This is a genomic window from Saccharibacillus sp. WB 17 (assembly GCF_008634075.2).
In the GTDB taxonomy this organism is placed as follows: domain Bacteria; phylum Bacillota; class Bacilli; order Paenibacillales; family Paenibacillaceae; genus Saccharibacillus; species Saccharibacillus brassicae.
Genome location: NZ_VPFK02000019.1, coordinates 1 through 21,416 on the forward strand (window position 1 = coordinate 1; position 21,416 = coordinate 21,416).

The 21,416-nt window shown below is 60.5% G+C and carries 18 protein-coding genes; 4 read left to right on the forward strand and 14 right to left on the reverse strand.

What is annotated here, in order from left to right:
- The 4 genes from FTE24_RS09270 to FTE24_RS09285 all read right to left on the reverse strand — a co-directional run.
- The coding region (locus tag FTE24_RS09270) for a response regulator (protein ID WP_160441711.1) at window positions 1-642 on the reverse strand (642 nt) is incomplete at its 3' end.
- A gap of 115 nt (window positions 643-757) precedes the next feature.
- Complete coding sequence (locus FTE24_RS09275; protein WP_150228848.1) at window positions 758-2,128, reverse strand: AraC family transcriptional regulator; 1,371 nt, start codon at window positions 2,126-2,128, stop codon at window positions 758-760.
- A 141-nt stretch (window positions 2,129-2,269) separates the two neighbouring features.
- On the reverse strand, window positions 2,270-4,270 hold the full coding sequence (locus tag FTE24_RS09280) for a glycoside hydrolase family 35 protein (RefSeq protein WP_237401706.1): 2,001 nt from the start codon (window positions 4,268-4,270) through the stop codon (window positions 2,270-2,272).
- 139 nt (window positions 4,271-4,409) lie between these two features.
- Window positions 4,410-5,306, reverse strand: coding sequence for a LysR family transcriptional regulator (locus FTE24_RS09285; RefSeq protein WP_141449698.1), 897 nt, complete (start codon window positions 5,304-5,306; stop codon window positions 4,410-4,412).
- A 160-nt stretch (window positions 5,307-5,466) separates the two neighbouring features.
- Between FTE24_RS09285 and FTE24_RS09290 the strand changes: the two genes are divergently transcribed.
- Complete coding sequence (locus tag FTE24_RS09290; protein ID WP_150228846.1) at window positions 5,467-6,420, forward strand: DMT family transporter; 954 nt, start codon at window positions 5,467-5,469, stop codon at window positions 6,418-6,420.
- Window positions 6,421-6,704: 284 nt separating this feature from the next.
- A complete protein-coding gene (locus tag FTE24_RS09295) occupies window positions 6,705-7,841 on the forward strand; it encodes an SDR family oxidoreductase (RefSeq protein WP_150228844.1) in 1,137 nt (378 codons plus the stop codon).
- Here the strand turns inward: FTE24_RS09295 and FTE24_RS09300 are convergent.
- Both FTE24_RS09300 and FTE24_RS09305 read right to left on the reverse strand, forming a co-directional pair.
- Window positions 7,828-8,184, reverse strand: a complete 357-nt coding sequence (locus FTE24_RS09300; RefSeq protein ID WP_150228842.1) for a winged helix-turn-helix transcriptional regulator — start codon at window positions 8,182-8,184, stop codon at window positions 7,828-7,830. The two genes, FTE24_RS09295 and FTE24_RS09300, sit on opposite strands and share 14 nt — an antisense overlap.
- A complete protein-coding gene (locus tag FTE24_RS09305) occupies window positions 8,181-8,777 on the reverse strand; it encodes a GNAT family N-acetyltransferase (RefSeq protein WP_141449694.1) in 597 nt (198 codons plus the stop codon). The genes FTE24_RS09300 and FTE24_RS09305 overlap by 4 nt, the downstream gene beginning before the upstream one ends.
- A 99-nt stretch (window positions 8,778-8,876) precedes the next feature.
- Between FTE24_RS09305 and FTE24_RS09310 the strand changes: the two genes are divergently transcribed.
- The gene (locus FTE24_RS09310; protein ID WP_150228840.1) at window positions 8,877-10,079 is read left to right on the forward strand and encodes an acyltransferase; all 1,203 of its coding nucleotides are present in this window, start codon (window positions 8,877-8,879) and stop codon (window positions 10,077-10,079) included.
- A 162-nt stretch (window positions 10,080-10,241) separates the two neighbouring features.
- Here the strand turns inward: FTE24_RS09310 and FTE24_RS09315 are convergent, their stop codons facing one another.
- Complete coding sequence (locus FTE24_RS09315) at window positions 10,242-10,928, reverse strand: metallophosphoesterase family protein (RefSeq protein ID WP_337190038.1); 687 nt, start codon at window positions 10,926-10,928, stop codon at window positions 10,242-10,244.
- A 162-nt stretch (window positions 10,929-11,090) separates the two neighbouring features.
- Window positions 11,091-11,990 (reverse strand): 4-hydroxy-tetrahydrodipicolinate synthase, encoded by a 900-nt coding sequence (gene dapA / locus FTE24_RS09320; protein WP_150228837.1) that lies wholly within the window; start codon window positions 11,988-11,990, stop codon window positions 11,091-11,093.
- 137 nt (window positions 11,991-12,127) lie between these two features.
- Here dapA and FTE24_RS09325 point away from each other — a divergent pair, with 137 nt between their 5' ends.
- The gene (locus FTE24_RS09325; protein WP_150228835.1) at window positions 12,128-13,060 is read left to right on the forward strand and encodes a LysR family transcriptional regulator; all 933 of its coding nucleotides are present in this window, start codon (window positions 12,128-12,130) and stop codon (window positions 13,058-13,060) included.
- 790 nt (window positions 13,061-13,850) lie between these two features.
- Here the strand turns inward: FTE24_RS09325 and FTE24_RS09330 are convergent.
- From FTE24_RS09330 to FTE24_RS09355, 6 genes are all read right to left on the reverse strand, one after another.
- The gene (locus tag FTE24_RS09330) at window positions 13,851-16,208 is read right to left on the reverse strand and encodes a sensor histidine kinase (RefSeq protein ID WP_150228833.1); all 2,358 of its coding nucleotides are present in this window, start codon (window positions 16,206-16,208) and stop codon (window positions 13,851-13,853) included.
- A complete protein-coding gene (locus FTE24_RS09335; protein WP_150228831.1) occupies window positions 16,195-16,911 on the reverse strand; it encodes a response regulator transcription factor in 717 nt (238 codons plus the stop codon). Before FTE24_RS09335 ends, FTE24_RS09330 begins: the two co-directional genes overlap by 14 nt.
- Window positions 16,912-17,133: 222 nt before the next feature.
- Window positions 17,134-18,099 carry a GGDEF domain-containing protein gene (locus FTE24_RS09340; RefSeq protein WP_150228829.1) on the reverse strand — a complete coding sequence of 322 codons (966 nt, stop codon included), beginning with the start codon at window positions 18,097-18,099 and terminating at the stop codon, window positions 17,134-17,136.
- A 45-nt stretch (window positions 18,100-18,144) separates the two neighbouring features.
- Window positions 18,145-19,083, reverse strand: a complete 939-nt coding sequence (locus tag FTE24_RS09345) for an EAL domain-containing protein (RefSeq protein ID WP_150228827.1) — start codon at window positions 19,081-19,083, stop codon at window positions 18,145-18,147.
- Window positions 19,084-19,391: 308 nt separating this feature from the next.
- A complete protein-coding gene (locus tag FTE24_RS09350; protein WP_150228825.1) occupies window positions 19,392-19,871 on the reverse strand; it encodes a CBS domain-containing protein in 480 nt (159 codons plus the stop codon).
- 142 nt (window positions 19,872-20,013) lie between these two features.
- Window positions 20,014-21,300 (reverse strand): S1C family serine protease, encoded by a 1,287-nt coding sequence (locus FTE24_RS09355; protein ID WP_150228823.1) that lies wholly within the window; start codon window positions 21,298-21,300, stop codon window positions 20,014-20,016.
- Window positions 21,301-21,416 lie beyond the last annotated feature (116 nt).

A 21,416-nucleotide genomic window follows, 5' to 3' on the forward strand; every position in this document is an offset into this window, starting at 1 on the left:
GCCCCGGCCGTCGTCGAACGTCCACGCCGGCGTACCGGCGGCGCGCAGCCGCTCCGCCGTGCGCTTCAGCGCGGCGCGCGGCAGCGCACGGGCGCGGCCCGTCGGCGCGCACGGCGCTTCGAGCAGCAGCACGCACAGCGGCGCGCACGAAGCCAGACCGAGCGCGCCCGGGCCGCCGGATAGGCCGCCCTGCAGCAGGCGCATCACTTCCGCTTCTTCGGCCGCCGCCTGCAGCGCGGCCGCCGAAGCGCGGTCGGTGCGGTCGCGGCCGAGCAGCGCGAACAGGTCGCCGAGCAGGACCTGGATCTCTTCGGGCACGATCGGCTTCAGCACGTAACGATCCGCGCCGAAGCGCAGCGCCTGCTGCACGTAGCCGAATTCGGCATAGCCGCTGACGATCACGCTTCGGGCATGGGCGCCCGGGCGATTCTTGATCGCCCGGATCAGCTCCAGTCCGTCCAAGACGGGCATACGAATATCGGTCACGACGAGATCGGGACCGACCGAACCGAACAGATCGAGCGCTTCTTCGCCGTCGGAAGCGGCTCCGCACAATTCGTATCCCGCCCCGGTCCAATCGACCATCGTCTTCCAGCCTTCCAGCATCAGCGGCTCATCGTCCGCCACGATGACTTTGTACATGCGCGTCTCCCCCTGTGCTTCGCTTTTTTTCCAGTATGTCACCAGCTGGCGAAGCGGACAATGTACGCATCTACGTTTTGTTGGACAATTCAACGCTGACTTGTAAGCGTATTCTTTATTCGTCGAGCAGGTTTTCCCGATACGCGGCCGGGCTGAGCCCGACGACTCCCTTGAAGCTGCGACTAAAATACGCCGGGTCGGCGTACCCGATCTGACGGGCGATCTGATACACTTTCAGGCGGCTCTGCCGCAGCAGCGCGCAGGCGCGGTCGATCCGAATCCGGGTCAGATGCCACGTAAACGTGCGGCCTGTCTCCGCGGTGAACAGCGCGCTGAGATAGTTCGGCGTCAGCTCCAGCCGGGCGGCCAGGCCGGCGAGCGTCAGTTCGGAATCCGCATATTCGGATTCGATGACCAGCAGCGCCAGCCGGACGGTCCGGTTCACGAAGTCGAAATCCGGCAGCCAATCGGCGGCTTCGCTCAGGCCGAGCCGGCTCAGGCTCTGCCGGTACAGCCCTTTGAGCTCGCCCGACGAAGCCGCGACGCCTCCGAGCCCGATCCGTACCGGCTCGTTCAGCCGGTGCTCCAGCAGGCGGCGGCAGTCGGCCGCGTATTCTTCCAGCGGCGGCACGCTGTAGCCGTCCGTGAACAGGACGGCGGTCAGCAGCCGTTCGCCCGCGGCGACGACCGAGACGCCGAATCGGCCGAGCTCGTCTTCGAGCAGGATTTTCGCGAGAAACCGGTCCGGCTTGGTCCAAAATGTGCGGTCGGGCACCATCACGGTGAACAAGCCGATCCAGCGAAACGGCGGGAACAGCGACCGGTCGCTCAGCCGGTCGCCGTCGTCCGGTCCGCCGAGATAATCCTGCATCTTTTTCTCCAGCGCGTAGCGTTCCCGCAGCATCCGGGCTTCTTCCGGCTGCACGGTCGCGGCCATAGCCGGATCTTCCCCCGCTTCGGGCCGGTCGAACGCGTACTGGCACAGCTCCAGCAGCAGACGCAGAATACAAGTGCGGATCGCGAACGATTCCGCCGCCAGCTCTTCTTCCGTCTCGCCGGACAGGAGCGACAGACGTTCCAGATCGGGCTTCAGCCGCGTCGTCAGTTCCGAGTCGGCGGCATGAAGATGGCTGCCGAGCGCGGCCAGGCGGCCGTACATGACCGCGTCGTCGATATCGAAATGCAGGCAGAAATAAGTCATCGACGCCGGGCTGCCGATCTCGCTGTCGTGCCGGCAGCCCGGCGCGATCAGGATCAGCTCGCCCGGCTGCTGAAGCTGCGTCCGGCCGTGCAGACGCATGACCTGCTGCCCTTCCAGCACGTAATTCAATTCGAACAGCGCATGGTCGTGCTCCGGGTACGACCAACCGGGCGATACTTTGCGCCAATGCGCGCCGCACATCTGGAACGAAAAATGCAGATCGGGCAGCGCATGCTGTCCGAGATTGAATTCCCGGCCGCCTCCGGCTTCGGAAGTCCAAGACATGGCGATTCCTCCTTCTTTTCTCGATATTGTCGAACGCTTATTATGGTGTCGAACGCTTCTTGATTATACGCCAAAACGGAGAGACCCCCGCCTTTCGCTCGAAAGGCGGGGGTCCCGGGTCTACCTTCTCGCAGCCGATGTTCAGCCCAGATCCGGCGCGTCCGTCAATTCGACGAACGGCAGCGAAGACAAGCCACGGCTTCCGCCCTCTTCGCCGAAGCCGTGCAGGTCCAGCACGACGATCTCGTTCTCGCCTTCGCGCAGCAGCGGAGCCGGCACGTAGAGCGTCTTCGTCGGACCCGCCTGCCAATAACGGCCGAGCAGGAACCCGTTGATCCAGACGACGCCTTTGCGCCAGCCGTCCGTGCGCACGAACGTGTCGGCCATCTCTTGGGCAGCAAACGTCCCGCGATAGAACGCGGGACGCGCGCCCGACGCTTCGCCGTGCGCCGCGTCGGATGCGGCGGCCTGTTCGGCGTCCGCAGCGCCCTGCGCGTCTGCGTCGCGCCGCGCTTCAATCGCCTGCGCCGCTTCCGCCGCGGCATGCAGCGCTTCGTTGTCCGCCGCAGCTCCCGCGCTGCGCAGCACCGCTTCTTCGGCGGCCAGCTCCGCGAAGCCGGCTGTCTGCGCGTGCGAAGCCGCGGGTTCGCCTCCGCCCGGTTCAAGCGGCTTGAACGCGAGCGCCGACAGATCGTCCAGCGGCAGCGGCGTGATGTCCCAGCCATGCAGGAATTGATTGCCGACGCGTACGCCTTCGGTAATGCCTTTGCGGTCGCGCATGAGCGGCCCGTAATTGATCCGGCCCATATTCTCGACGAGAATATCGAGGCGCAGCCCGCCTGTCGGCACGCTCAGCACAATGCCGCCCTGCTCTTCCCAGCGGCTGACGAGCGCGATCTGCTTCCCGTCTGCGAACACAAGCGCCCGGTCGCGCACGTCCTGCAGGAACAATCTGCCGCCGTCGTGTTCGCTGCCGATCTGCGTCGTGTACAGGATGAAGCCGTAATTCTGGCCGATTCTTTCCATCGGTTCCGGCACGGCGCTGCGGATCGGCGTTCCCGACAGAAGCGCCGCCTGCTCCAGCAGTCCCGCGCATTCGCCCAGCTCCACGCGCCCGTACGCTTTTTTGGGCAGCGGCGCGGGCGGCTCCGGCGGTGTCAGGCCAAGACGCTGCGACAGCAGCTCCCGCACCGCGAAGTAGGCGTCCGACGGATCGCCGCTTTCGCTCAGCAGCGCGCTGTAATCATAGCTGGTTACCGTCGGTTCGTAATGGTTGACATGGTTCGCGCCGTTCATGAAGCCGAAATTGGTCCCGCCGTGGAACATATAGAAGTTGAACGACGCGTTCAGATCCATCATCCGCTCAAGTTCCGTCACGATCTCGGACGCGGAGCGCGTATGATGCGGGCCTGTCCAGCGGTCGAACCAGCCGTCCCAGAATTCCATAACCATCAGTGGACCTTCCGGCTGATGCCGGCGCAGCTGCTCGAACGCGCCGATCGTGCCCGAACCGAAATTGACCGTCGCCAGCGTCCCGGCCAGCGAACCCGCGCGCAGCATCGACACTTCCGGGCCGTCGGACGTGAACAGCAGCACGTCCATGCCGCGCCGGACCATACCGTCACGCAAATATTCCAGATAGGCGGTGTCCGACCCGTAGCTGCCGTATTCGTTCTCGATTTGCAGCGCGATGATCGGTCCGCCGACGCTGCACAGCAGCGGGCGCAGACGCGGCAGCAGCTCGTCGAAATAAGCGTCCACTTTGGACAGGTACGCCTTATCCGAGCAGCGCAGGCGCAGATCGCCGTTCTCCAGCAGCCAGGCCGGCAGGCCCCCGAATTCCCATTCCGCGCAAATATACGGACTCGGCCGGACGATGACGTGCAGACCGAGCGAGCCGGCCAGCCGCACGAAAGCTTCCAGATCGGCGATGCCGTCGAAAACGAACTGTCCTTCCCTCGGTTCGTGCAGGTTCCACGGCACGTACGTCTCGACCGTATTGAAGCCGCAGGCGATCAGCCGGCGCAGGCGGTCTTCCCAATAAGCCGGCACCACGCGGAAATAATGGATCGCTCCCGATCTCAGCTGCAACGGTTCGTTGTCGTAATAAAAGTGGTCTCCTCTTGTCTCAAACGTCGGCATAAGCGACCTCCCGTTCATCTGGATTGCGTCCTCCGGGCTGGAGCGGACAGGCAGGCAAGCCCGCGCGCCGTCGTCCCGATAGGAGACAACTTCGCGCCGGCGCCGCCGCCTTCCTTCTTTTTGCATAAAAGCTTTATTTTTAAGACCCTTTTTCCAGCGCCTGTCCCCGAAAAGCCGGATACGTCTCCACATGCTCCAGAAATTTGCGCAGCGCGGGCGACGTATGTTCGCCGCTTTTGAGGCAGATGCCGAGCCGGCGATAGGCGGGCACGCTGAGTTCTTTTTGCACGACGCGGTACGGGGTCCGGTTCAGCACGAGCTCCGGCAGAATGCTGATCCCGAGCCCGCTCTCGACCATCGAGATGATCGCGTAATCGTCCCGGGCGGTAAAGCGCACTTTCGGATGGATGCCGTGCAGCTCGAAGATGTCCCGGATCTCGTTGACCGTGCCTTCTTCCAGCAGCAGAAAAGGCTCCTCGCCCAGCGCCTCGACCGGAAACCGCTCCAGGTCCGCCAGCGGATGATGCTCGGGCAAAATGGCGACCAGCCGGTCCTGCATGAGGAAGCGGCTCTCAAAATCGCTCCGCACGGGCAGCCGCTGAAATCCGCAGTCGGCCTGTCCGGTATCGAGCCAATTCTCGATATCGCTGTAATGGCCGTGCAGCAGCTCGAAGTCGACGCCCGGATACTGCTGCTGGAACGTCTGGATCAGCCCCGGCAGCCAGTTGACGGCGGCGCTCGTGAACGTGGCGAGCCGGATCAATCCGGAGCGGAGCCCGCGCAGGTTCGCCGTCTCGTCGATCAGCTCCCGGTGCGCCTGGACGACCTGCCGGATGTACGGCAGCAGCCGCTGTCCGTCCGACGTCAGGCGGATGCCGGAACGGTCCCGGATCAGCAGCGTCAACCTCCATTCTTTTTCGAGCGCGTTCAGCATATGGCTGATGCTGGACTGCGTATAACCGAGCGAGGCCGCGGCTTTGGTCAGGCTGCCGGTCTCAAGCGTTTTGAGAAAAGCTTCGTATTTGTGGGTCGACATCGTCTGCCTCTTTCCATCATTAAAATTGTTCATGTTAAACATGAAAAACATTCGCTTTGCTCATGCTTTTCTTCAACTTATACTGAGAAAGGCAAAAAATCAACGGATTTTTATGCAGGTTTTTCAAACTCTATACGACCGGAAAAGGATGACGAAAAGAATGAAGATGCACATGACGAAAAAAACGGCCGATCTGTCGATCGCCCTGGTCTCGGCGGCCTGGGGCTCGTCCTATTTGCTGATGAAATTGGGCCTCGACGGCATGGAACCGTTTATGCTGATCGCCTGGCGGTTCCTGCTCGCCTTTGCGCTGACGGCGCCGCTGTTCTGGCGCCGAATACGGCTGGCCGACCTGAAGACGGTCGGCTATGCCGCGGTGCTCGGGTTCGTGCTGTTCGTCATGCTGGCGCTGCTCATTACGGGGCTGGAGACGACGACCGCGTCGTCGGCCGGCTTCCTGACCAGCGCCATGGTCGTCTTCGTGCCGATGATCCAGCTCGCGATCACGCGCCGCCGGCCAAGCTTCGCGATGGCGGCCGGCATTACGCTTACGATGGGCGGGATCGCGCTGCTGACGCTCCAGCATTCGCTCACGTTCCAGAGCGGCTCGCTGCTCTGCCTGCTCGGCGCGTTCGTCTACGCCGTGCATATCGTGCTGACGAACCGGTTCGCCAAGCGCGCCGACGGCCTCACGCTCGGCGTGCTCCAGCTCGGCTTCACCGGCTTGTTCGGCCTGCTGCTCGGCTTCGGCTTCGAGACGCCGTCGATTCCGCACGGCGCTTCCCAATGGACCGCCGTGATCGGCCTCGCCGTCATCTGCAGCGCATTCGGGTTCGTCATGCAGACCGTCGCGCAGAAGCATACGTCGCCCGAGCGGATCGGCGTGCTCTTCTCGCTGGAACCGGTCTTCGCCGCGCTGTTCGGCTTCGTGTTCCTGGGCGAAATGCTCGGCGCGCAGGGCTATCTGGGCGCGCTGCTGATCCTCGGCGGCGTCATGGTGTCGGGTCTGAAGCTTGCCCCGGCCCGTTCGCTGCCGCGCCCTCCGCGGGTGCCGGGCAGCCGTTCGCGCTCCCGCGCCAAAGACCGGGAGTTCCGGACGGAAGCCGGCGCCTGAGTGTCAGGCCGGCTGGCCGGTCGATTGGTCGATCGGTCGCGAGGAACGTTCTCCGCTTAGGCCGCGGTCTCGCGACTTCCGGCCGCCTCTTTCGATCCAAGTTCAAAAGCCCGTTTCGGCTGCTGCCGAAACGGGCNNNNGTGCGCCTGACCCCCGATCCGCCGCATAAGTGACTTCAAAGTGCCTATAGGACTTCAAAGTGCGTACTGGTCACCGCTGCGCTCCGGGCGCACACTGAAGGGGAAGTCACACCAAAACCGTTACCGAAAAAGGAGCCTGCATCCATGAACCCATCCCGACCTTACGTCCCCGCCGCCGCAGCCGACCCGATCAAATCCGCCGCAGCGGCCCGCCCGCTTCAAGCTTCCGCACCGAAAGTCGCCCTGATCGTCGGGGCCAACGGCGTCATCGGACGCAATCTGGCGGAGCATCTGGTCTCGCTGCCCGACTGGACCGTTATCGGCGTCTCGCGCCGGGGCGGCGAATCGTCCGATCGGATCCGCTATCTGTCCGTCGATCTGCTGGATGCCGGCGCTGTGCGGGAAGCGCTCGCCGGATTGTCGCAGGTCACCCATATTTTCTACGCCGCCTATCAGGACCGCGGCACGTGGGCCGAACTCGTCGCGCCCAATCTAGACATGCTGGTCAACGTCGTCGACGCGCTGGAACCGGTCGCCGCCGATCTGCGCCATATCAGCCTGATGCAGGGCTACAAAGTGTACGGCGCGCATCTGGGGCCGTTCAAGACGCCCGCAAGGGAAAGCGACGCTTTCCATATGCCGCCCGAATTCAACGTGGACCAGCAGCAGTTTCTGGAGCGCCGCCAAGTCGGCAGCCGCTGGACCTGGTCCGCGCTGCGCCCGTCCGTCGTGTGCGGCTTCGCGCTCGGCAATCCGATGAATCTGGCGATGGTCCTCGCGGTCTATGCGTCGCTGTCCAAAGAGCTCGGACTGCCGCTGCGATTTCCCGGCAAGCCCGGCGCGTACGACAGCCTGCTGGAGATGACCGACGCCGGCCTGCTCGCCAGAGCGACCGTCTGGGCCGCGACGGACGAGCGCTGCGCCAATCAGGCGTTCAACATCAACAACGGCGACCTGTTCCGCTGGAGCGAAATGTGGCCGAAGATCGCCGACTATTTCGGGATGGAGACCGCTCCGCCGCTGCCGATGCCGCTGAGCGACGTGATGCGCGGCAAAGAGAGCCTCTGGGACGGCTTGGTCGCCAAATACGATCTGGCCCCGCATACTTATGCGGAAGTGTCTTCGTGGGCGTTCGGCGATTTCGTGTTCGGCTGGGATTACGACTTCTTCGCGGACGGCGGCAAAGCCCGGCGGCTCGGCCTGCACGAATGCGTCGACACCGAGCGGATGTTCACGGACATCTTCGACGATCTGAAGCGCCGCAAAATCATTCCGGCCTGATCGGGTTCGCAAGCTTGCCGCAGGTCCGCTCGATATGCGCGTCGCCCCACCGGCACATGGCGTGCAGGATGTCTTTGAGACTCCATCCGTATTCGGACAGTTCGTATTCGACTTTGGGAGGGACGGTGTTGTGGGAGATTCTCACGATCACACCGTCCTTTTCCAATTCCTTGAGCTGCTGGGTGAGCACTTTCTGCGTCACGGCCGGCAGCAGCCGCAGCAGTTCGCCGTTGCGCTTTTTGCCGAACGTCAGCAGGAACAGGATCACCGGCTTCCATTTGCCCCCGATCACCTCAAGCGTCGCTTCCACCGCCGTATTGTACGTCTTGACCGGTTCGCTCACGGGCGGAACGTCCGGCTGTCGTAGTCCCCGCGCAGCATGCCGTACACTTTCGAGTCGATATATTCGCCGTTGTAGGCGAATTCTTCGCGTTTGACGCCTTCGAGCACGAATCCGTTTTTGACGTAGGTGCGCTCGGCTCTCGGATTGAAGCTGAACACTTCCAGTCCGATCCGGTGCAGTCCGAGCTCTTCGAAGCCGTATTGAACGAACAAAGCGATCGCTTCCGAGCCGAGGCCCCGCCCTTGGCCGGCCGCTCCGATCAGGATGCGGAAATTGACGTTGCCCGTATTCTCGTCGTATTCGTTGAACACGGCTTCGCCGACCAGTTCCCCGCTGACCGCATCGACGATCGCCAGATCCAGCCGGTCGTTTGCAGCATTGCGCGTGTCATACCAGACGCGGACATGCTCAGCTTGTTCGAGCGTGGTCGATGCGTGCGCTTCTTCGTCGTTTTCGGCCGAACCGGTCAGCCGCCGAACGTCCACTTCTTCAAGAATGGACACCATCTTTTCCCCGTCGCCCGGTTCAAAAGGACGCAAAATCGTTCGCTGCCCGGTCAATACCGGTTTTTTCGTAAAATCCGCTTTTTTCATGTCGACTCTCCTCCGATTTGATTCTAAATTCATATAGAAAGAGTATAATGATAAGGTTGCTTGACGACCAGACTTTTTTGAAAAAGGAGTGACCTTTCGATGTCCGCTACGACTTCGCCGCTGCCTCCAGGCGAGCCTCCCGCTTCGCGCGAACGCGTCGGGGAATGGGGGCTGCTGCGCGGCTTGTCTTTTCTCGCCATCGTGCTTCAGCACAGTCTGGGCGAATACGTGTACCGCAGCGACATTCTGTACCCGGACGCCGTGACGATCGGGCTGCTGTACCATTTTATCCGCTACGGCACGCTGACGTTCGTGTTTCTCGCCGGCGCCATCCTGTTCTATCAGTATGGACGCTCAAGCAAGCGATACGGACCCGTTTTGCTCAAACGGATCGGCGATATTTACGTGCCGTTCGCCTGCTGGACGGTGCTGTATTGGATCGTCGTGCAGCGGCTGTCGGGCCATGCCGTGTTTGCGATCGGCGATCTGCCCCTGCTGCTTCAGCAGTTCGTGACGCCCACCTATGGCTACCATCTGTGGTTCGTCGTCATGATCTTCCAGTTCTATCTCTTCTTCCCGCTGTTTCGCGGCGCGGCAGCCGGGATCGGACGCTGGACCGGAGCGGGTTCTTCCGAGCGGGCCCGCGCCGTACGGATCGGGCTGCTGATGCTGCTGCTCGCGCTATTGTACGGCTGGCTCATGTATTTGTCGTATTACCGGATGCCGTCCTGGCAGACGGAAGGACTGTGGCAGACGCTGCTGCAGTATCGCACGTACGAATTCCCTTATTACGTCTTCTACTTCGTGTTGGGGGGCATCTGCGGGCTTCACCTGGAACGGTTTCGGGCGCTTACGCTCAAGCTGCTGCCGTGGAGTACGCTCGCTTTTATCGGCATGTATCTGTGGATGAACGCCGACCTGCTGCGCTTCTCGGGCGAGCAGATCAACCTCAACGTGTCGACGTATCTGAAACCGACCAGCTTTGTCGCCGTGACGGCGCAAATCCTGATGCTGTACGGCTGGGCCCTTCTGCTGCAAAAAAACGGCGGTTGGTGGAAAAAAATGCTGCTGCTGTGCGGCAAATATTCGTTCGGCGCGTATCTGTCGCATGCGATGATGCTCATGTTCATCGCCGTCCAGACGCGCGACCTGACGCTGAGCGGCTACCATCCGGCCGCTGCCGTGCTGACCGCGCTGCTCGTCGCGGCCGCGTCGCTGCTGCTGTGCGCGGGACTGTCGCGCCTGCCGGGCGGGCGATGGCTGACCGGCGGCGCCGGCAAAAAAAGAAGAACCGCGGATTGATCGCGGTTCTTCTTTTTTGTCGTTTACGTTTGCAGGGCCGAATGTATACGTTCGCATCCGAGCATACGTTTACAGAAGCTGGGCTGCGCTGTGCGCTGCGCGATCGGGGTGAATGTCGCTGGGTTCGCGTTACGTCGCGTTGGATCTAGCTACTCCTTATACTTATCGAATTTTTACGATCCGATGATACAGCAGCCGCTGCTCCGCGGGCAGCTCCGCGTCTTGATGGAAATGTCCGAAATACCAGGTTCGATACTTCAATCGCTGCTGGATCGCCTGCAAGTAGGCATGCATGCCGTCCGGTTCGACGTCGGTCGGATAGTTCGCCGTTATATGCGCGAGCGCGGACGACGAGCAGGTATGCGTCAGGACGTAATCGACTTCCCAGCGGTGCTTGTCGAGATTCGTCCATCCTGCCCGGTATTCTTCTTCCGAAGGCATCTCTCTGGCCCACCACGACTTCCCTTCCTTCCGCAATTTTTTGTCATGGGAAGCCGCTCCTCCAAAAGTGAAAAATCGCCCGCCGTCGATCTCGAACACTTGTCCTCTCATTAGATGCAGCACGCTGTCGTTGATCCGATGCACCGTTCCCCCATTCCATTCCTCGACCGGATACCGCTCAAGCAGATCGAAGTTCTCGTGATTGCCGTCAATGAACAGAGTCGTAAACGACTTGGTCCGATGCAGCCACTTCAACCAATATTGATCTTCCTTGTCTCCGGACCAGATCAATCCGAAGTCCCCGACAATGATGACGTAGTCGCTTTTCGTCAGTTTCTTTTGTTCGGGAAAATTTTTGCCGTTCAGACGCTTGTTCACGTCGATCGTACCGTGGATGTCTCCCGTCACATAGATCAAAAAAAGCGCTCCTTTCGTTGGCGGTGCCTGTGCTTGTGAATATACAGATTAACAAAGCCCAACATTTTCCGCAAAAAAAGACAGCCCGGCGCATACGCCGGACTGTCTGGTTCAAACTTCGAAATGTTCGATGGAACGCCTGCGCCGGAAAGCCTACATCGCGAGCGCGTCGCCCGGAAGAACGCCCGCGTGCAGCAGTTTGCTCTGCAATTCTTCGCCGATCGTAACCATCGGCAGCCGCAGCGTGCCGTGCGCGATCTGTCCGAGCTCGGCCAGCATCCACTTGATCGGCGCCGGATTCGGCTCTTCGAACAGCAGGCCGATCAGCGGCAGCAGGCTCTCGAAAATGGCGCGCGCTTCGTCCGTCCGGCCCAACCGGAAATTCCGGTACAGATTCAGGAACTGTTCCGGGCGAACATGCGCCGAAGCGGACATCCCGCCCGCCGCACCGGCTTCGAGGAATTCCAGCAGCCGCGCGTCGTCGCCGCACAGGAACGGCTTGACGGGACCGGACGCTTGCAGCGTGCGCAGCAGTTCCGTGCTGCCGGAGCAGTCTTTCAAGGCGGCGACGTTGTCCATGTCGAGAATCGTGCGTACCGTGTCGATCTCCATCCGCACGCCGGTGCGGGCCGGAATCTCGTAGACGATAACCGGCAGGCCGACGGAAGCGATCTGGCGGAAATGCTCGACGATGCCGCGCTGCGAAGGCTTATTATAGTAAGGAACGACGGCCAGCACGGCATCGGCGCCCAATTTGCCGGCGAGTTCGGTCTTCTTGACCGAAGCGCGCGTGTCATTCGTTCCCGTCCCGAGTACGAGCGGGATCTTCGCCGCGCCGATCGTGGACTTGGCGGCGGCGGACAGCAGGCTCAGTTCTTCCGGGCTAACGGTCGGCGATTCGCCGGTCGTGCCGTTCACGACCAGACCGTGCATGCCCTGCGCGACGAGAGACGAAGACAACTTGTGGAACGATTCGAGATCGATTTCTCCATTTGGCAAAAAAGGCGTGATAATCGGCATGTAGATGCCGTGCAGCTGTTGTTCGGTTAACATTGTATTTCCTCCCAGCAGGCTTTTGTTAACTTTACTTTAACATGGAAAATAGTATCGACGTTAGCTATAATAAATGATGCGAAGCATCAATTATTTTGATGAATGAAAAAGACGGAATGTAAAAAGGAGCGAATGCGATGGAATTGACCTATCTCCGCACTTTTCGGGAAGTGGCCCGGCGCCAAAGCTTCACCCGCGCGGCCGAAGAACTCGGCTACGCCCAATCCAGCGTCACGATGCAGATGCAAAAGCTGGAACGCGAGTACGGCGTAGCGCTGTTCGAACGCTACGGCCGCCAGCTCCGGCTGACCCAGCCGGGCGAAGCGCTGCTCAAGCTGGCGATGCAAATGCTCGAACTGTACGACGAGTCCAAAGAAGCGATCGGCAACCAGCTGGACGGCGCAGTCACCATCGGAACGATCGATTCGCTGGCCGCCTATTATCTGCCGCCACATTTGCAGCAGCTTCGGCTGAAGCATCCCGGCATCGCGATCCAGATGCTGCCCGACAGCGAGAGCAACCTGATCAACAAGCTCAAAGACGGCGAATACGATCTCGTGCTGCTGCTCGACCGCAAGCCGGCCGATCCTTCGCTGCGCTGCCTCACCGTGCGCGAAGAACCGCTCGTGCTCGTCGCGCCGCCCGGGCATCCGCTTACCGCGACCGGCAGCGCGGACAGCATCCGCCCGAATGACCTGGGCGGATGCGAGCTCATCGTCTCCGAAGGCAGCTGCCTGTACCGCAGCACGTTCGAGAAAGTGCTGCGCGAACACGGCGTCGCGTACCGGATCGGCTTCGAACTCGGCAGCCTTGAAGCGATCAAGCACTGCGTCATGAACGGCCTGGGCATCGCGCTGCTCCCGCAGATCGCCGTCGAGGAAGAACTGCGCCGCGGCACGCTCGCCAGCATCCCGTTCGTCCATCCCGACCTGCGCTTCCACCTGCAAATTCTGCTGCATCCCAAAAAGTGGATGTCCCAGATGCTCCTCACGCTGATCGGCCTCATGACCGGCGAAGACGCTGAGCGGGTAAACGAACGGCTAAGCGGAGCGGACGTATCGGTGAAGTGACGGGAATCGGAGCGGGCGAAGCTGGGTTTGTGCAGCTGAGCTGGGCTCGTTCGGCTACGCTGGGGCTTGCGCGGCCGAGCATTTAAGTGCAGGAGAGCACTTATTTGAGCCAAATGCCGTCGAAATGTCAAATAACTGCGTAGATCCACTTATTTTGCGGAAAAAGATGTCTTGCGGTGCTTGGAACGGAAAATAAGTGCTCCTACGCAACTATTCGCCTCTACACGCACGCACAGGGAAAAATAGATGCTCTCTCGCAGCTATTTTGAAAAAATGAGCGCCATGAATCAAAAGCAAAATCAGATTAAAAGCAAAAAGGCGGCCTATGGCCGCCTTTCGCATATCGACAAACTCGAATCGGCAGGCTCGACTCGACGCATACACTGTACGAAACGCCGGGTTTCTTTTCCCGTAACTCCCAAATCCTTAACCGAAGTCCCGAATTCTTTAACCAACCTCCAAACTCCGAAGTCCGAACACGACTGCACTTCCATGCCACCGCACCGTACCGCAGCCGCCACACGTTCCCTCCGCGATACACTACCCGTAACGAATCCTCCTATCGCTATTTGCAGATATTCGGCCTTTTGAGCTCATCTAACGAATCCTCATATCCTTATTATCGCGATTACGCCGATTTCGGACTGATTTGGAGCAAATAGCGTGACCAGGGTTCGTTACAGTCGTGTCTATCGATATCGCACCTATAAATATCATACTGTTCGCCCATCTCCCCCTATCCGCGGCTCTCCCATTCATCCGTCCCCTGTTCGACTACCTCCCCCATTCATCAGCCCGCTCTCACCGCTCCCTCTTCCGCGCCGTCTTTCGGCCAGCGAATAAGCGCTTTGAACAAATCGCCGTCCAATTCAAGGCCGAACGTGCCGCCCTGCAGTTCGACCAGGCTTTTCACGATCGCAAGCCCGAGGCCCGAGCCTTCCGCGCTGCGCGCGCGGTCGCCCCGCACGAAACGCTCCATGATCTCGTCGGGCTTGAAATCGAGTTCCGACGCGGATACGTTTTTGAACACGATCCGCACTTCCGCCGGGGTATCGGTCAGTTCGACGTAGGCGCGCGAACCCGGCATCGCATAGTTGGCGATATTCAGATACAGATTCTCGAAGATGCGGAACGTTTTCTCGCTGTCGAGCGGCAGAATGACTTTGCCTTCGGGCACGGCGAAGCGCAGCTGTACGCCCGACTCGGCGAGGCGGTCTTCCAGCTCGACCCGCGCCTGCTTCAGCAGTTCGACCAGGTCGACGCTGACCGGAGCTATAGAAGCGGCGCCGCTCGAAGCCCGCGTATACTCGAACAGGTCTTCGATCAGCCGGGTCAACCGCTGCGATTTGCCGCCCAGCACGTCGATATACGACCGCCGCTGCTCTTCCGTCAGATGGTTCTGCTGAAGCAGATTGACGTAAGTGACGATCGCGGTCAGCGGTGTTTTGAGATCGTGCGAGACGTTGGTCACGAGCTCGCTTTTGAGCTTTTGGCTTTTGATTTCTTCTTCGACGGCATGCTTGAAGCTTTCGCGGACGCGCTGCAGTTCGGCGGTCATCGGCTCGAATACGCCCAGAGAGCCGTCGATCCGCACGTCCAGTTCGCCGCGCGCCATTCCCTGCACGGAAGCGTACAGCCGGGCGTAAGCCGCCAGCAGTTGGTCTTTTCTTTTTTTGATCCCGTAGAACAGCAGGACCAGATACACGGCAAGCGCGATCCCGGCCGCATACGGCACGTACGCGGCAAGCGTCACGATCCCGCCCAGCAGCACGGCGTGCGCGGACGCTATTTTGAGCAGCGAACGATCCGAAGCGTCCGCAAGATCGAACCGGTGCAGCCACTCCCACAATCGAACCGTCAGGCTGCCCGCCCGAAGCACGCGGCTCCCGCCTTCGAGCCAGGCGCGGGTCACGAATTCGGCCAGTCCGCACCAGAACGTCAACAACACGATCCAGATTGCCATGATCTCAAGCAGCGGCGAATTTCCGTGATCGTAAGACCAGACGGCAAACGGCGTATAGAAGAAGAGCGGCAGTCCCGCGCCGAGCAGCCAGTATTCCAGCGGAAGCCGCCTGGCGTAAGGGACTCTGCGACTGCCGGTCTCCGCCCCCGCGTCCGAAGGTCTGCGACGCAGACTTCGGAGCGGCGGAATGCCGACGAGAATCGCGCTGCCGATCGCGAGCAGGACCAGATACGGGAATCCCGCCGCGTGCATGGCCGCAGGTTTGTACGCTTCCAGAGTCGCTTCGGCGGAATAGGTCGAACGCGGCAGCGTATAGACGATCGTAAACGCCTGCGGATTGCGGATACGCGCCATGTAAGGCTCCCATTCGGACGCGTCCGTCGTCGGCTGCATATTTTCGAGACCGGCGGACAGCGCTATTTGCTGCGTGTGATTGACGAGCAGCCGATCCCGCCACTGCGTGCCGAGACCGTACCAGACCGGAATCTGCATCGCGCCGGAAGCATCGAATTCAACGACGGCGTAGAACGCGTATCGTTCCATCAATTCCCTTTTCGCGGTCATTGATTCAAATATCCAAAAGTCCTCGGGCATCGAAGGCGAATTCCGAATCGGCTGACTGCCGGATTGATCATGCTTGACGCCGTACTCTATCCGGTACCGATTGGCCGTGCCGTCCCCTTCCGTCATGCCGCTTTGCCACTGCGCGATCAGAGCATCCAGCCGCTGCCGAAAACGCTCGGGAATCACTTCGCCCGCGGGAGACCGATTGAACACGTTCGAGCCTCCGGGCAGATACAACGACGACGGCACGATCTTCTGGTAGGTTTGCGCATAGATTTGCGGATCGCTCATCCCCTGCTCCGACATACCGGATTGTGGGTCGTTTTGCTGGGCCAGCATCAGGGGAAGCACGTAATTGCTCTTTTCCAGCCTGTCGACCCACGCTTGCGGGTCTACCGCGGTCAGCGACGTATCCGTCGTTTTCTGCTCGATCTCTTTCGATCCTTCGAACGACAAGGTGGAATACGCGACAGCGACGAAAAAAGCGATAGCGCCCAGCAGGCCGAAGCGCACGAACCACGGACCGATTTCCGGCAAAGGCAGCTCCCACCCGATCCGGTCCTTTTTGCGCGCAGTCTGGACTTTTCCGTTTGTTTGTTCGATCCGTTCATTGTTTTTCAATTTTATACCCGACCCCCCATACGACTTTCAAATATTTCGGCTGTTTGGGATTGATCTCGATCTTCTCCCGGATATTGCGGATATGGACCATGATCGTATCCGTTGAGACGGCGCGGTCGTTCCAGATCCGTTCGTAGATTTCGTCCGCCGGAAACACGCGCCCCGGATGCCGGATCAGCAGCGCCAAAATTTTGAATTCGAGCGGCGTCAGGCGTACCGGCATACCGTCCACGCCGACGTCCACCGTCTCTTCGTCCAGTTCCAGACCTCCGACCGCGTGCCGGGTACTTTTCCCCGCTTCCGCGCCTGCGCCGCCGGACAATAGAGCCAAATAACGCGCGTAGCGCCGCAGCTGCGAATGGATGCGCGCCAGCAGTTCCATCGGAGCGAACGGCTTGGCGATATAATCGTCCCCGCCGATGTTCAGTCCCGCGATTTTGTCAATCTCTTCCGATTTGGCGCTGAGAAAAATAACCGGGAAGTCGTGCTTCTCGCGCAGCTTCATCGTCATCGAGATCCCGTCCATCCGCGGCATCATCACGTCGACGATCGCCAGATGTACCTCTTCCGCGGCTTCGATCCGGGCCAGCCCTTCCGCGCCGTCCGCCGCCTGAAGCACCTCGTAACCCTGATTGCGCAAATAAATCGAGATCCCTTCCAATATTTCTTTGTCGTCTTCCACGACCAGAATCCGGTACGTCATAAGTTCTCCTTCGTTTTGCTCTTTTTCTTATCAACGCTTTTAGCATAAAAAACGTTCCTTAACGACTCCCTCGGGAAAAACGAAAGAAATTCCAAAGAAATGCGCCGCGCCGGAAACGACAAAAAAGCCGACCCTGTCCGGGTCCGCCGATTTGCCATGCCCTATTTGCCGTTCAATATTTGCCGTGCAGCGATCATGATGATCTGCGCAGGCAGCGGGATCTCACGAACCCGAGCAGGCGGCTGTCTGGCCGTCCGCGAACACGATGCTGCCCTGTACCGCTTTGCACCGTTTCTTGATCCGCGCCGATTCTTCCACGATCTCTTCGATGTTGTCGTACGTCCGCCTGCGATTCGTGACCACGGCGATCGAGAGCGACACGAGCGGGATCAGGCCGCGGCTGCCGAAGCGGTTCTCGCCCGTGATCGAGCCGCGCAGCAGATCTTCGCTCCGGTAAAAGTCCCGCTTCAGCCGTTCGAACTCGTCGATGGCCCGGCTGCAGGCGTCTTCGTAATGATGGTGGTGCAGAATCGCGATGTAGTCATCCCCGCCGATATGTCCGAAAAAGCTGTCCGGCTGGGCGAACACTTCGCTGAGCAGATTGGCGGTCGCCTGCAGCAGCAGATCGCCCTGCTTGAAGCCGTATCCGTCGTTGTACGATTTGAACTGATCGAGATCGATATACAGCACGCTGAACGATTCCAGACCGAGCGTCTGCTGCAGCCGGTCTTCGATGATCCGGTTGCCGGGCAGCCCGGTGAGCGGGTTCATGAACGTCGCGATCTGCGTACGCACGTCGGCGACCGACAGCAGCAGCAGGCGCACGCTAACTGCTCCGAGCAGCGTCCCGCCGCGGCTGACCAGCACGAGATCGTACAGTTCTTCTTCCGGCCGGTTCATCGCGCGGATGCTGACGTCGGTAATCAGTTCCCCTTCGTCCACGAGCAGCGGACAGGAATTCGACAGTACGCCGACCGGACGGTTCATGAACAACGTGAAGCCGTAGCGCGTCGCGATCTGCTGGTAGAACTGGACGCGCATCATGAGCGAGTTCGTGCCGTCCGGGTGGACGATCGCCAGTCCTTCGAGCTTCGGATTCTGTTTGAAGCATTCATCGACCGCTTCGCACTTCGTGCCGGCTCCGACGACCGGGATACTTGCCGTGATCTCCCCGATTTTTGTAAGCATCCGCCTTGCCTCCTCTCTCCTTCATCAAACGGCCCACGGACGGCTTCAAGCGAAGCGGCCCCTGGGCTTTATATCGGGTGTCGGCACGGCAGCCTTGATCGAATCGGGGCAGGCCGGCGCCGATTCGCGCTCTTCGCGCGGAAAACGGGCCGGCTTCAATTCCGGATCGGGCCGTCCGAGCGCGTAGCCCTGCCCGTATTCGATCCCTTCCCGCCGCAGCAGCTCGGCTTCCGCCCGGTTCTCGATCCCTTCGGCGATAATCGAAGTGCCCGAGCCGGCGGCAAATTCCTGCAGCAGCTTGACCATGCGCTGCCGGTCTTGATGCTTGTGCAGGTCACGAATAAGCGACTTGTCGAGCTTGATGAATTCCGGCTTGAGATTGACGATAGTCTGCAGGCTGTTGTAGCCGGAACCGGCGTCGTCGACCGCGATGCGGAAACCTTGCGCGCGGTAGTTCGACAGCACGCGTTCGAACTCCGCGTAATCGCTGACGGCCTGCTTCTCCGTCAATTCGAACACGACCCGTTCGGGCGGCAGGCCGAGCCTTCGGAGAAGCCGCACGGTCTCGCCGGCGCGATAAGCCGCGTCCGCCAGCACCATCGGATGCACGTTGATAAACACGACTTCGTCCGAGTCTTCGCCCGGCAGACGCAGGCGCCGGCGCGCCGCTTCGAACCGCTCGAACGAAGTCTCGCGGCAGTAGCGTTCGAATTCGAACACCCGGTCGGTGCGGCCGATGTAATCGTAGAAAGCTTCGGTATCGGGAAAACGATTCGACACCGGAGGACGGTTCAGCACCTCGTAACCGAGACAGCTCCCGTCCTGCAAATTCAAAATGGGCTGGAAAAAAGTCGACAGCTTGCGGCCCTGAACGATCCGGTGCAGCTCTCTGGATTTGCCGTATGTCCGGACCGAAGCCTGAACGGTCTCCGAAAGATCGCGGCAGGCCGAGGTCAGGGCAGACGCCAAAAGCGGGAATTTCATTATAAGTTCACCTGATGTCCGTAGAATCGAGGCTGGAATTGGATTCGAGCGTCTCTATGCGTCTATCGTAACACCCGTACACCAAGCAAGCGTCAACGGAGTGTAAAACCTCTGTTAACGAAGCTCGTTTCCAAGCCTTCCGTCCCGGATCAACGACAGCGGTGAGGGACGATCCTGCTTTATTTTCCGTTTATATCCTTTTTTATGCGCGACAAAAGGCCCGTTCCGTATCGCCGCCTGAGCGGGCGGAAAAGAACGGGCCCTCTTATCTTCGTTAACATCTTCGTTCAAGCCGTAAAAAAGGGCGTTCAGCTGCCGACGGTATCCCGGTTCAGTTCGTTCAGCCGGGTCGCGATCTGCTTGAGCAGGTCGCCGCGGCTGATCACGCCGACGACCTGCTTGTCCGCGTTGACGACGGGCAGCTTCTTGAAGTGATGCTTGGCCAGAATGCCCAACGCTTCTTCCAGATCCTGATCCGGCGACACGAACTGCGCGTTTTTCTTCATGATTTTACGGGCCGGCGTCCCCGCCTTGTACGAGAGCGCTTCTTCGAGCTCTTCCGGCTGCTGGACGAACACGTAGCTGAACATATCGTAGACGGTCTGGCGGCTCGGATTGATATAGCGCAAAATATCGCCGTCGCTCACCATGCCTACCAGCCGGCCCGCTTCGTCGACGACCGGAGCGCCGTTGATCCGCTTCGACACGAACAGCTGCAAAATGTCGGACACTTTCGCGTTCTCGTTCACGGTGTGCACGTCCTTGATCATAAAGTCCCGTACTTTCATCGGATTCTCCCTCTTTCCGTATGAGGATGAAATGACAATTCGGACAGGTGATACTTCCATTTTACTCCTTGTCCTCTTTTTGGTAAACGCTTTCTTTTGACAAAAAAAAGAAGAAACCGCGCGGATGCGCGGCTTTCCCCGTTCAGATTCGCAAATTGTCCGTGAGCGACAGCGTCACCTGCTGCTGCTGTCCGTCGCGGTAGAACGTCACTTCCATCTGGTCGCCGACCCGCTTTTCCGTAAACAGATGCTGGCGCAGGTCGCCGGAATTTTCGACCGGCTGCCCGTCAACCTGCGTAATGACGTCGAGCGGGCGCAGCCCCGCCTGCGAAGCGGCCGAGTTCGGCAGCACGCGCTGCACGACCGCTCCGGTCGTGACGTCCGCCGGCAGCCCGATCTCCGTCTCGTAATACGCCGACGGGATCGAAGCCAGATCGACCGTCGTCACGCCCATCGTCGGCCGCTGCACTTCGCCGTTTGCTTCCAGCTGCTCGATGATCGGCACCGCGATATCGATCGGAATCGCCAGGCCGATCCCTTCCACCGTCTCCGTGCTGATCTTGGCGGAGTTGATGCCGATCAGCTTGCCTGTCGCATCCAGCAGCGCTCCGCCGCTGTTGCCGGGATTGATCGCCGCATCCGTCTGGATCGCTTCCGACTGGAAGTCCGGCTGCCCGTCTTCGTTCACGTCGACCGGCACGATGCGTTCGAGGCCCGACACGACGCCGGTCGTGACCGAACCGGCAAATTCTAGGCCGAGCGGATTGCCGATCGCGATGACCGGCTGGCCGGCTCTGAGCGCCGACGAGTCGCCGAATTCGACGACCGTATCCGCCGCCGAAGCGTCCATCGTCACGACGGCCAAGTCGGTCCAGATATCGGTGCCGACCAGCGTGCCTTCGACGTCCGTTCCGTCGGCGAGCGTCACTTCGAGCTGGTTGGACCCTGTCACGACGTGATTGTTCGTGACGATGTAGGCGAGATCGCCTTCCTTCTTATAGATGACGCCCGAACCGGTGCCGACCGGCACGCCGCTCGCGTCTTCCTGCATGCCGAACATTCCGCTGCCGCCGCGGCTCTGGATGTTGGTGATGCCGACGACGGCTCCGCCGATACGCTCCACGACGCCCGGCACGTCCGTGCCTTCCGTGAGCGTCAGGGAAGTCGGCTCCACCGCGGGCGTCTCGGCCGGATTGGTCGTCTCGGTCGTATCCGGCGCCTCGGCCGTATTGGACACCGGCTGCGCCGCCGTTTGCGCTTCCGGCTGCGCCGACGTGCCGCGATCGAGCAGTCCCGTGCGCGGCAGAATCAGCGTCACGAGCAGCGCCCCGATCACGAGCCCGACCAGGCTCGACAGCAGATACCCCCAGCGGCTTGCTCCCCTGCGGCGATTGCCGCCGCCTTCCGGTCCGTTGTTGCGATATTCCATTGACATCCATCCTTTCCGCTGTGTAGAGTGCGCAGCTCCCTGCGCCATTTCTTCCTAGTCACTCATACCCGGAGAAAGTAAGCGGTAAACGGATATTCGCCCGATCACAATCGGCT